This is a genomic window from Desertivirga xinjiangensis, assembly GCF_024436435.1.
GTDB classification, from domain to species: Bacteria; Bacteroidota; Bacteroidia; order Sphingobacteriales; family Sphingobacteriaceae; genus Desertivirga; species Desertivirga xinjiangensis.
Genome location: NZ_JAFMZP010000004.1, coordinates 128,277 through 140,897, shown reverse-complemented (window position 1 = coordinate 140,897; position 12,621 = coordinate 128,277). Strand labels below are relative to the sequence as shown.

The 12,621-nt window shown below is 42.8% G+C and carries 7 protein-coding genes; 1 reads left to right on the top strand and 6 read right to left on the bottom strand.

The features are described 5' to 3' along the window. Position 1 precedes the first annotated feature (1 nt). A complete protein-coding gene (locus J3P37_RS12020) occupies positions 2 to 2,284 on the bottom strand; it encodes an FAD-dependent oxidoreductase (RefSeq protein ID WP_256011419.1) in 2,283 nt (760 codons plus the stop codon). 193 nt (positions 2,285 to 2,477) lie between these two features. Here J3P37_RS12020 and J3P37_RS12015 point away from each other — a divergent pair, with 193 nt between their 5' ends. Next, a complete protein-coding gene (locus J3P37_RS12015) occupies positions 2,478 to 3,500 on the top strand; it encodes a LacI family DNA-binding transcriptional regulator (protein ID WP_256011417.1) in 1,023 nt (340 codons plus the stop codon). 39 nt (positions 3,501 to 3,539) lie between these two features. On the opposite strand, the gene J3P37_RS12010 is transcribed toward J3P37_RS12015, so the two are convergent. The 5 genes from J3P37_RS12010 to J3P37_RS11990 form a co-directional block, all read right to left on the bottom strand. After that, a complete protein-coding gene (locus J3P37_RS12010; RefSeq protein ID WP_256011415.1) occupies positions 3,540 to 4,811 on the bottom strand; it encodes an Hsp70 family protein in 1,272 nt (423 codons plus the stop codon). Between the two features lie 224 nt (positions 4,812 to 5,035). Further along, on the bottom strand, positions 5,036 to 7,867 hold the full coding sequence (locus J3P37_RS12005; protein ID WP_256011414.1) for a glycosyl hydrolase 115 family protein: 2,832 nt from the start codon (positions 7,865 to 7,867) through the stop codon (positions 5,036 to 5,038). 6 nt (positions 7,868 to 7,873) lie between these two features. Next, on the bottom strand, positions 7,874 to 8,980 hold the full coding sequence (locus J3P37_RS12000; RefSeq protein ID WP_256011413.1) for an endo-1,4-beta-xylanase: 1,107 nt from the start codon (positions 8,978 to 8,980) through the stop codon (positions 7,874 to 7,876). Next, positions 8,981 to 10,918 carry a sialate O-acetylesterase gene (locus J3P37_RS11995; RefSeq protein ID WP_256011411.1) on the bottom strand — a complete coding sequence of 646 codons (1,938 nt, stop codon included), beginning with the start codon at positions 10,916 to 10,918 and terminating at the stop codon, positions 8,981 to 8,983. A gap of 54 nt (positions 10,919 to 10,972) precedes the next feature. Continuing rightward, positions 10,973 to 12,616 (bottom strand): endo-1,4-beta-xylanase, encoded by a 1,644-nt coding sequence (locus tag J3P37_RS11990; protein ID WP_256011410.1) that lies wholly within the window; start codon positions 12,614 to 12,616, stop codon positions 10,973 to 10,975. Positions 12,617 to 12,621: the final 5 nt, after the last annotated feature.

The window sequence follows — 12,621 nt, the reverse complement described above, 5'->3', positions numbered from 1 at the left end:
GTTAATATGAATAGCAACGAACAGCAAACACAGCGGCCGGAACATTTTCAGATGGGTGTTCCATCTTAATCAGAACCCTGCAGGTTTGTACTGGCTTGTTAAAAGTTATACGATTGCAAGTTTGATAATTATCTTTTACAACTGCTAGTTCAATACCTGAATCATCATATATTGAATAATTTCGCACACAGAACGGCATAACCGTTTCGGGATGTGTCATCAGAACAGACTCCATAGGATGATCAAAGTCAGTGTCGAACCATAGTTCAATGCGTGCAATTTGCTGTGGAGTATCCCAAGATAATGCTAATGAGGGTGACTCGTCAACAGGATCAGCCACCCAGGCATTTGGTAAGGTCGTCGGTCGGTCAACCCCATTTCGGATATTTTCAGCACAAAATACAGGTAAACCCTTGAGTACCTCTACGGCCAGATTTTGGCCGGCGGGGCGACGTTGCGGGCACCAAAATTCAAACTCATCCACACCCGAATCTGGCAGGGGCATCTGTTTACCATAGTTAGAAACAGCTTTATTCACAAGATTAAATACCGACAGCACTCCAGTCACCCTTTTCTCAGTAAATCCTAAATGAACGTCCTGATTTTTATGGAACATTACAAATACATATGCATCTGCCTGAACTGCGACATCAAAATCCAACATTAACTCGTACTCTCCCTTCCCAAGTACGATCTCCTTCCGAGCCAGATTCAGGTCAGGAGTAAAGTTTCCGCTCCTTTCACTGGATTTAAGATCAACTTCAAGAACAGTATCTTTTAGTACTTTAACCTTGGTTTTGAAAACCGGAACCTTCCCTTTTTCGATGGGAAGTAATTGAGCAGAGGACATCTCCAATGGTTTCCATTTATCTTCGGCAGCGAATCCTTTAAACAATAGTTCGCTTGAAGGAATAATTTGAGCATGCTGAACCAGGTCATCATTATCTTCAACTTTAAAGCCCGGGATGAACTGACCGCTCTTCAATAGCAGTTGCTGCAATTCCTTTAATTGCATACCTTCTGACAAATCCCTTGGTTGAAGATTCTGATCAATACATAGCTTAGCTGCCATTCCTACTGCCTGTCCAACATAAGCACTTGTAGCCATTACCCGGGTCGCACCAAAAGCCACATGACTGACACTGATTATCCTTCCAGCTAAAAACAGGTTCTTTAAATTTTTACTATATAGAGTTCTATAAGGGATATGGAAAATCCCTTTACTATGCCACTGGTTGCAACCTGGGCGCTCACTATAAACGCCGTCAGCCGGATGAAGATCAATTGACCAGCCACCGTATGCTACCGCATCGTCATGATGTCTTTGTTCTATCAGGTCCTTCTGACTTAATATATAATCGCCCTCAAATCTTCTGCTTTCCCTTTTACCGGGAATAGCCCCCACCCACTCCAGCGTGAGGTTTTCAGCATCGGGAAATTCACCTGAATTCTTTATATAGTTCCAAACGCCGTAAACAATTTTCCAAAGCTCCCATTTGATCTTTTCTGTATCATGAACCGTATCCAAACGCCCCCCGTATTCAACCCACCACAATTTGCAGCCAAACTCTTTGGAATTAAAATTCCTAAATCGGGGAACCTCTGTAATATCTTGTAAAGCAAATGAAGGAGGCACAAAAGTGACCGGTTTGCCAGTATCCTTGCTGTAAAAATATAATGAATGCCCAAGAAGCTCGCCATACTCTGCGCTTGGCGCCATTTTTTCACCAAATTCCGCACAACTTTCAGCACCCATTCTGAAAGCGGCACCTGCCAGAAATCCGATGACGCCGTCACCTGACGCATCGCAGAAAAAAGGTGCGCGGATATAATACGTAGTAGAATTCTGACTGCAATACGCTTTCAAATGATCAATGGTCTCTGCATCTCTTTTTTCAAGGTCATAGACTGCAGTATTTAAAAGCAAAGTTATGTTACTCTCCATTTTCACCTTGTCCAGCAGGATCATATCAAAGATGACAGGATTTCCCTCCGGATTTCTATAGGTATTCTCGACAAGGATCTCGTCGATAACTCCCCCTTCCCTTGACCACCTGTTATTATTTCCCAAATGCGAGGTTGCTCCCAAAATCCACAAACGAATTTCACTTGAAGCATTACCACCCAGCACAGGCCGGTCCTGTACCAACACGACCTTTACACCGGCACGAGCAGCCGTAATAGCAGAACAGACCCCGGAAAGGCCGCCTCCAACGATACCTAAATCCGCAATTAGACTAATGGTCCGCAATTCTCTCTTTTCGCAAAATGTTTCTTGTTTCATTAAATATGAGTCAAACTATTTAATCCTTTTCTGATAAAAAGCGGTTTATAATTATGTCGAAGATATTCAGCATCCTCAGTCCAAATAGGAGCAATGTCCAAAAAAACACTTTGCAACCGTTCCCAATAATTGGGACCGGTTGCAAAGTATCAAATCAATTATAGAATCCCTTTTTTGTTATTACTTTAGAACTATGAAAAGTCATCAAACTACAATCATTGATATTGCTCATAAGCTCAACCTTTCAAAGTCGACTGTATCGAGGGCGTTAACAGGCCACCCAAATGTGAAAGAAGAAACACGGAAGGCTGTGTTAGCGCTGGCGGAAGAAATGGATTACCAGCGCAATATCTTTTCAATTAGTTTGATTACAAACAAAACAAAAACGATCGGCCTGATAGTACCCGATTTTCATACATCATTTTTCCCACATGCGATTATTGGTGCGCAGGAAGCCGCTTCAAAAGCCGGATACAATGTATTGATAAGCCAGTCGAATGAAAGCTATGAAACCGAAGTTGCTAATGCCAAAGTTATGCTGAATAACCGGGTGGATGGCCTGCTTATCTCACTAAGTAAGGAGACCCGAAACTTTGACCATTTAAAGACCTTTCAAAAAAGGGGGATTCCCATCGTGTTTTTCAACCGCGTATGCGAAGAAATGATGGTACCTAAAGTAGTGGTGGACGATTATGATGCAGCCTTTAAGGCCGTTGAACATCTAATTTTGATCGGCAAAAAAAGAATTGCTCACCTTGCCGGTCCGGATTCTTTAGCAATCAGCCGCAAACGATTAAATGGATACAGAGACGCTTTGATAAAACATAATATTGATATCGATGAGGATCTGATAATATCTTATGATCTTACGTTAAGTAAGGTTAGAATATATGTCAAACACCTTTTGGACAGCATTAATCCACCAGACGCGTTGTTCGCAATAAATGATCCAACAGCTATTGAGGCTATCCAGGTTATTAAGCAAATGGGCAAACGGATTCCGGAAGATATAGCTGTGGTTGGATTTAGTGACAACTATGCTTCAAACTTTATCGAACCCAGTCTGACCACAGTATCCCAGCCTGTAAAAGAAATGGGCGAAGTTGCGATGAATTTACTGCTTGACCAGATTGACAACGATATTTCAAAATGGAAACCGCTGATCAAAGTATTGAATACTGAGCTTATTGTACGAAATTCTACTGTCAAAAGCTAAAGAATGGGCAGTTTTACCGAATTAAGGCATTTTTAACTTTTAAATCTCCTCCTCAAACAAATACCCACTATACGCCAACCCATTCGCTACACTTATAAAATTATCTCCCGAATTTATTTTACTGCCAGGAAACTTATCTTGAAACAATTCTTTCACCCCCCGAACCAAAGAGATTCCTCCTGTAAGGAACAAGCTGTCAACATCTTCCTTTTTAATTCCATTAGCCAACATAAACTTGTCCAGGTAGGCTGATATCCTTTCCAGGTCTTTCTGAATAATAGCATTGTAACTTTGAATAGTTATCTCTTCATCTATCTCAATTCCCATGTTACCATATTGAAACGAAAAAACATCGTATTCTGAGAGTCCTATCTTAGTTCTTTCAATAGCCTGAAATACCGAATAACCGAGGTTATTATCTACAAGGGTAAGCAGGTTTTTAAAATTCCGGTCCTCATTTGAGTAATGGTAGTAATCCTCCATGCTCCTTCTTATCCTGACATTGTTGAAGAAGTTCATTTTATCCCAGGAACAAATATTATCAAAAAGCGATATCGGAACTTTTAACAACTTGCCTGGGCTCGCTTCATATAACGTGTCTTTGCCAAAGTAAGGAGTACCCCTTTCCCACATAAATGCAGAATCAAAACTATCTCCGCCAATGTAAATCCCTCCGCTGGCAATCATATCCTTCTGCCGGTCTGTGGTATTTGCTCTGGCAGGATCCAGCTCCAGGTAAGTAAAGTCGGTTGTTCCTCCGCCAAGGTCTGCAACCAGAACTTTCTCTTTCTTAAGGATCATTTTTTCGTAAGCAAAGGCTGCTCCTATAGGTTCGAACTGAAAACGCACTTCAGTAAAACCGGCTTTTTCTACGGCCGTGCTGAGTCTTGTTTGTGCCAGCGTATCTTTTGCGCTGCTGTCATCATCAAAAAACACCGGGCGACCAATCACAGCTTTCTTACAATCGTATCCAATAATTTGATCCGCCTTTGTCTTCAGATCTTTAAGAATAAGGGCCACCAGGTCAGACGCATTGTATCTCCGGCTGTGTATCCTTGTTTCAATAAAGCTTGATCTAGCCAAGATCTGTTTGACAGATTTGATAAATCTGCCTCTCATCCCATCTTCAAGATAAGCAGTGATCGCCTGTTCTCCTATTATGTAATTTGTCGACCCTTCCACAGGAAACTCAGGAAAATAAATAAGAGATGGAACTCTTATGGTGTCGACTATCTCGTTTTTATCTTCATCATAAATAGACAATACAGAGTTGGTGGTTCCGAAATCCAGACCGTAAATAAACTTGTTCATAATAAGGGAGAAAGTCTTTTCCTGCTACAGGCAAGCCTGCCAAATTCAGGGTGCTGATCGGCAAAGATAACAGGAATTATAAAATAGCTCTCCATAATGAACCGTCCCACAGGGAGGTTTAACCAAAACAATTTTTTTTTGTTAGATATAACTAAAACAAATAGCCAGTTCCCGGGGAGAGAACTGGCTATTTACTATTAACCAATTTACAGGAGGGACAACAACTAGTTTGTTTCCGGCGGTCCCAGATAACTTTCTTTCAAACCGCCGGTGTCAATTACCAATTTTTGCAATACTACTCCCGGGCTAACCCGCCAGAACTTTAGAACATGCCTTCCGGCTGTCTTGAGCAGATGCTTAGACTTTAAGACTTTGATATTGTCGGCTACCGATACGTTCCATGCCTCTTCGGTGTTATCCGCATGAAGGTTAATAACCTGTGGCACTTCATCATCAATTGAGATCGCATATCGTAAACCATTGGAATTGGTAAAATCAAGGCTTGGAGATATATACGTATGTACGGTGACCTCACCCGATTTCTCAAAACCCACTTCATACTCAAGCCGCGGGCTATCCACGCCTGGCTTCGATGCAGCGGCGGTTGAAGGAAGTGTCGTCATTCCCGACAAGGTTCTGCCATAGTCGGGAATCTTTTTCCAGGAAGTCTTTCCTTTGTTTACCGCCCGGTTGAAGTGCTCAGCCTCAATAGCGACATAGCCCTGAGTATCACTAAACCCGTATCCGGCTTTAAGGCTGGAACGAACGACCAACACCTCCACGAAGACTGTTTTGTCCCCGGCAATAATACCCACCGGAACCTTGCTCACTCCCATCGGAGCAGCTTCCCAATCCACACTTAACCATACTCTTTGCTCTTCCTCAACACTACCTTTATTGCTGCTTAGTTTAACCCATGAGACAGGACAAGAGATACTGTAGATTAATATCCCAGTTCCCCGGTTAAAAACATCAAAGTAACGTGATTCCTGTTCCAATGAACTCATTTCCAACACAGCTGTAGAGCCCTCCAGCCAGAAATTATCAGAGCCTTCTATGGCTACTCCCAACTCTGCGGTTGCAGGCAGATCAATCCGTTCCACAGCAGGCATAGTGTTCCTTTCAGGCTGTTGCCAGCCGGTATAACCTATATGCGTCTGATCCATCATGTGATTCCACTTCCCATTAGCGATCCCTTTATTATATTCCTCTGATATCGCAGCGTCTCTGTCAAACAGCAATTTAACTTTCTCAGCAAGTCTATTAGTAGAAGCACGGCCTTGCGTAGCATAAAGCCGGTTTTTTGCAACGGTATAATATAGCTCATTCAGGTTGGCGCATGCCTTAACGGGATGAAGGACCAATTGATAATAGGCATCCCGGAACTCAACCGGCAATGCCAGATTAATTTTCTCCGCTTCTCCAAGTAAGCTATTATAATCAAAGACGATACGCTCAAACTCCCTGTAATTCGTCAGGCTGTACGTCTCCGGAGACAGCAATTCCGGTTTACGGCGGCCATTATATTTGGTGTATTTGGATATAATATCAGCAATTTCTGAAGCATGCTCCGCACCGAATTGCTTCTCAGCCCAAAGCCTTGTATACTCCTGCAATCGCTCAGCCGGCCATCGCCTGGGGTTCCAAGCAAAATCAAGGAAAAACTCCGTAGGAAACTCCATAGGTTTAATATCGCCAACATTAACGATCCAGATCTGGTTAGCTCCATATTCGTAAGCCATGTTCATTTGTTCCCAGACTTTCGTGATCGGATTCGTATTAACCCATTTATAATTCCGCGGCCCTCCAACATAGTCGTAGTGATAATAAATACCATATCCCCCTTTGCGCGGTTTCTCATCCAGCTTCGGAAGTTTCCGGATATTACCCCAGTTATCATCGCATAAAAGCAAGGTTACATCATCTGGCACCCGCATTCCCCTATCGTAGTATTCCTGAACTTCTTTATACAAGGCCCATAACTGGGGAGTCTGATCAGCCGGTTTACCGGTTTCTTCTTTTATGATCTCGCGCTGATCCTTTACAATTTTTTCAAGCAAAGCAATGTTGCTTTCCTCACTCATAGGTTCGTCTCCGTCGCCCCGCATTCCTATACTCACAATGCTTTCATTATTGCCCATGCGTTTAATGCCGCCACGCCAGAATTCTTGTAAAGCAGCTGCATTCGAATTGTAGTTCCAGGCGCCTTTGCCATACCTTCGCCATTCATCATGCGCACGCATCAATGGTTCATGGTGAGAAGTGCCTATGACTATTCCCATTTCATCGGCAAGTTTTGGATTCTGCGGATCATCATCGTAAAACGCACTTCCCCACATCGCCGGCCACAGATAATTTCCTTTTAAGCGCAGAATCAATTCAAATACTTTTTCATAGAACTTATGATTAAACCCTCCAAACTTCTCCCGCGACCAGCCCGAAAGTGCCGGAGCTTCATCGTTAATGAAGATTCCCCGGTATTTAACTACCGGCTCCTTCCTCACATGAATCATAGGAAGCACATAAACCTCTTTTTGCTGCTTTACCGGGACATCCGCCCAGTAATACCAGGGAGATACTCCTATCTGCGCAGAAAGATCATAAATTCCATAAATAGTACCACGCTTATCACTTCCTGCTATAACCAGAGCTTTTTCAACTCCAGGAAAAGGTTTATTTATTATTTGAGTAATTGAAGCCTCCCATTTCCCTTTCACAGCAGAAACGTTCAGCTTCTTTTCCCTAATAAGCACGTCTATCCATTTATTTTTACCGATTGTACCAATAAGCACAAGCAGTTTACCTTCCGGCGAGTTTAATAGAGCTGGCTGTGATTGCGAAACCAGCTTAAGGTCATTCTGAAAATCCTTAACGGCTCTTAATACTCCGGGATGATCAGCATTAGTACATAAAACAGGAACGGGCTTACTATCAGCAATTAAGGCAAACCCATTGCTGACAGGTTTATTCGATACATAGCTGATGTCGTCATTCGCTTTTACCTGCATAAAAAGCAGCAGCAGGGTCCCCAGGAACAGGCAATTTAGTTTTTTCATACAAGCTTATTTCTTAAAATTCACGACTTCCCAATAAGCCTTTTTAGGTTTAAGGTTGATATCAAATAAGAGCGGGTAATTTTTCCTTCCGGCAACCGGATAGCTATCCAGCCATGTGTACCTGTCTGAAACGTTCCAGAAGGTCACGCTGGTAATGTTCTTTTTATACTCCCGGAATACTTTAAACACCATGCTGTACTGCGCAATTTGCTTTTGTTCTAATTCAGGACTAAGTGAATCAGCTTCATCCGGCCTTTTCTCTCGGCGATCCTTCTCCCACGGATACACAGACATATCCAGTTCAGTGATATGAAGCTGCAATCCCAGTGATGAGTATTTTTCAATTGCCGCCCGCAAGTCTTGTTCCGTGGGCTCGTAGATCGACCAATGCGCTTGTAAACCGACGCCATGAACAGGCACTTTCGCATTCAGCAGTTCTTTCAGCAGCCTATAGATCCGCTCCCGCTTCTCAGGACGTTCCGTATTGTAATCATTGTAAAAAAGCAAAGCTTCCGGATCAGCCTCATGCGCATATTGGAAGGCTTTTGAAATGAACTCATCCCCACATATCCGGTACCATTCGGAGTTTCTCAAATAGTTTTGCGGACTATCGTCGATCGCTTCATTCACTACATCCCATGCGTAGATCTTCCCTTTATATCGCTTTACTACACTAGTAATATGATCCTTAAGACGCAGGAGCAACACCTCTTTACTCACCTGATTTCCACTGCCATCTTTAAACAGCCAGTCGGGTGTCTGCTCATGCCATAACAAGTTATGTCCTCTTATCTTAAGTCCGTTCTTTTCGGCAAAGCTCACAATAGAATCCGCATCCCGCCAGAAATACCGGTTTTCCTGGGGATGGATCGGTCCCATCTTCATAGCATTCTCAGCAGTAATGCTGTTAAAATGTTGTTTTATCAGAACCGCTTCATCCCCTTTTAAAGATTGTGGCCCCACCGCAACACCAACCGGAAAATAACTTCTGTAATGATCTTTCATGCCCTTTTGATCCGCTTCCTTTACAGCATGACCCTTTCTCGGTTTGCAGCTTGCAAACATCAAAGCTCCCAAAAAGGAAAACATTATTACTCTAAATATTAAATTCATTTATCTAAGTGTGTGAGTATTGAAACTGTAAGCATCCGTTCTGAATGGAGAAGCGGGCAAGCCTTCCTTGTTGTAAAGATTAGCACCTTCCGGATTATCTGCCCAGGCATATCTAACAGCAACAGGGTGCCGAATCTCATCATTCCAGACAATCACCCTATTCCCCTCTATCCGAGCCTGTGCCCAAACAAATCGTTTATCCGCTCCTGCAATAGCAAAGCCTTTTAATCCGCCATTTTTTGCCACTAATCCAGATCCTATATTATCAAAGATGATCACCACCTTGTTACCTTCTAGTGTATCCGACTGATAAGTGGGTCCTGAGTAAACTACGCCATTGTCCCCGTAGGCTATTTTTTGAGCAGCCAGCGACAATCGCCTTCCGACTGTTTGTTTATCCAAAGGATGAATGTCATTCCATTCACCCACATCGATCGTTACGGCCATAGCCGTATTGGGCAAGCTTAAGGCCATTGATTGAGCTTCCCTCAATTCAGCCCATTCACTTTCAGATGGTTGAGCTTTTACTTCCATAAAGTTGGCTAGCTGAACAAAGAGAAACGGAAACTCTCCTTGCTTCCAGCTACTGCGCCAGTTTCTGATTACATCTGGAAAAAGCTGCTGATACTCTTTTTCCCTGCCCGTATTTGATTCTCCCTGGTACCAGATCACACCTTTGATTGAATATTTCAACAAAGGGGCGATCATTCCGTTAAACAAACCACCTGGCTGGTATTGAAAGGTTGTGCCGCCGCCCGGCATTGGTTCTGAAGCATAGCCTAATTTGTATTGCCAGTCGCCCTGCAGATTAATACTTTGTCCTTCAGCCTGAAGGGCATATTCTTTATCTTTGACAAAACCTCCGCGACCGGAATAACTGATCACCCTAATCACGATCTCGTTTTTACCAGGCTTTAACAGCCCAGCAGGAAGCTTATATCTTCGTGGTGGATACTGGTAGCCGGTGGAACCGGCAAACTTTCCATTCACATACACCACATCGCGGTCTACTATCGCTCCTAAGATCAATAGAGCTGGTTTGCCAGTCATAGACACAGGTACATCTATTTCCTTTCTGAACCAAACCACTCCATTAGTATTTTTATAACCGGGGATTTGGGTAAGCTCCCAGTCATTAGCCTTATAATCAAGGCTGTACCATACCGGGGATTCTCTTAAACCTTTATCCTCTTTATCAAGACGGGCATTCCAGCTGTTTACAATTTGAGCATCGGCTTTTTTAATACTGTCAACCAAAGTACTGTCTTTATATCGCCTCGTCAGTTCTAAAAAATGGGGATATCGCAACAGTGCCTTCTCACTTAACCAGGCTTCGGCCGGAGAGCCACCTACCGCTGATTTAATCAAGCCAATAGGCACCTTATACTTTTCATACAGTTCTTTTGCGAAGAAGTAACCAACAGCCGTAAAATTTAAAACACTTTCAGGATTTGCCTCAACCCAGCTTCCACTATCAAAATCCTCTTTCGGAGCTCTAAAAGAATAACGCATTGCCACATCGAACTGCCTGATATTCGGATTAGCAGACGCTGAGACTACCTGCCCAAACTTCGGCTTCACTCTTGACATGGGCAACTCCATATTCGACTGACCTGAACAAACCCAAACATCCCCAAGAAGAATATTAGATAAAGTAATGTGATTATCTGCGTCTATTTGCATAATATAGGGTCCGCCAGCTTTCATGGCAGGAAAGGCGATCTGCCATTTGCCGTTTGATCCAGCTTTAGCAGACAGGCTTTTATTGTTGAAGCGCACAGTAACTTTCTCTCCGGTCTTTGCCCACCCCCAAATGTTAATTATTTGATCTCGCTGCAGGATCATATTATTGCTGATCAGGCGGGGAAGACGCACCTCCGCCAACAATGAATTGAAAGCAAATAAGAAAAAGCTGATTATTAAAAAGAATGGTCTCATTGCAGGCTGCTTTAAAATAAAACCGGCAGGATGGAACACCTGCCGGTTCCCGAACTATCTATTATCCATTAAGGCCTGTTTTACTGCAGAATAGACAACTTTTTTATTGTAGTCTTTATCGAATAGAAGAGGGTACTCAAAAACGTTGGGTGCGTTATTAGAATTATACCAGCTGTCCGGATCATGAACACCCCAGAATGTAATACCCGCACGCTGCGCAACAGGAACATACCTGAAGTAACTATCGATTACAAATTTGTATACTGTCGCCTGGTGACGTAATTGCTGCTCAGTAGGCACAAAGTATTCCTTTTTAGTTGCATTGATCCGGATATCTAATTCAGTGATCCTCACTTTTAATCCCGTGGATGCAAGGCGGTCAAAGCACATCGCAATCTTACCAAAGTCGGCAGTGGCAGCATCAATATGCATTTGAGTTCCCACACCGGTTATTCCTGCATTCGCAGCTTTTAATTCACTAGCCAGTTGGACAAACGCATTCAATTTCGTTTCATCAGATTCCAGATTAAAATCATTCATAAATAAATCTGCATTTGCATCAGCCGCTCTGGCATATTGAAAGGCTTTTGCAGCATAGCCTCTGCCGAGGTAGTTCTGCCAAACGAATATGTCAGTGCGGTCTTCTTTCAATGAATTTGTATTATTACGTAATTCTCCGCCTCCATCTGTAAATGGCTCGTTTATTACATCCCAGGATTTAATCTTACCTGCATAACGGCCAACAACAGTCTGAATATGCCTTTTCATCTCATTATCAACAATAGCCGCTATTTCGGTATTTGAAGGTGGGGGGACAGTCGTTGCATCCACGATACTAACATCATCGATATACAGTGTATTTGCAGTTCCACCAAGGTCGAAGGCGAGCTGAATAGTTGTTACTCCAGCTGGAACAAGATAATCGTAGCTAACTTTACTGTAACTTGTACTTACAGGTTTACCACCCTGATAGTTTACCGAACCAGAAGAGGGCCTTATTTCAAACTGAATATTCTGAGCCGCTGCCCCTTTAATAAAATATGAAATAGTGTACGTTTTACCTGCAGTTACGGGTATTGGTGTTCTCGTAATAATCTGAGTGTTATAATTCTGCCCTCCAGCCGGAACATTTGCTTGCAAGGCGTTTGTTCCAGAGTTGCTGTTCGTGCTGCTGATAGAAAATTGTCCGGCTCCATTTAAAATCTGCCAGCCCTGCGCTATGTCTCCGTTGCTGTTCGCTGTTACTTCAAAACCTGGATTAACTACTAAATTAGTTACGGTAGGGCCGCTGACATCTCCTCCTATCAGACTCGTATAATAATCTGCTCTTTGCTGAGAATGCCAAACTAATGTATGACCATAGACTTGTAAACCTGCATTCGTGGCCAGGTTATAAAAGTTATCGGCTGTTGTAAAATCATAAGTACCACCAGCCTTTACAATGGAACTGTTCTTTAATTCATTTCCAAAAGTGATCGAATTGGCTTCCCTCTTTACTGTACCCCAGTATCTGGAATTTGTACTCGCTAAAGGATACTCAACAGCCATTCCGATCGGAAAATTAGCGAGTTCTTTTAAGGTTCCCGAAGTATCAGCATAGGAGGCATAGTTGAGTATCCCAATATCTTCTCTTTTACAAGAGCTTATCACAGTTATAAATGATGCAAGTATAACTGGAACAAATAAATTCTTTTTCATATTAT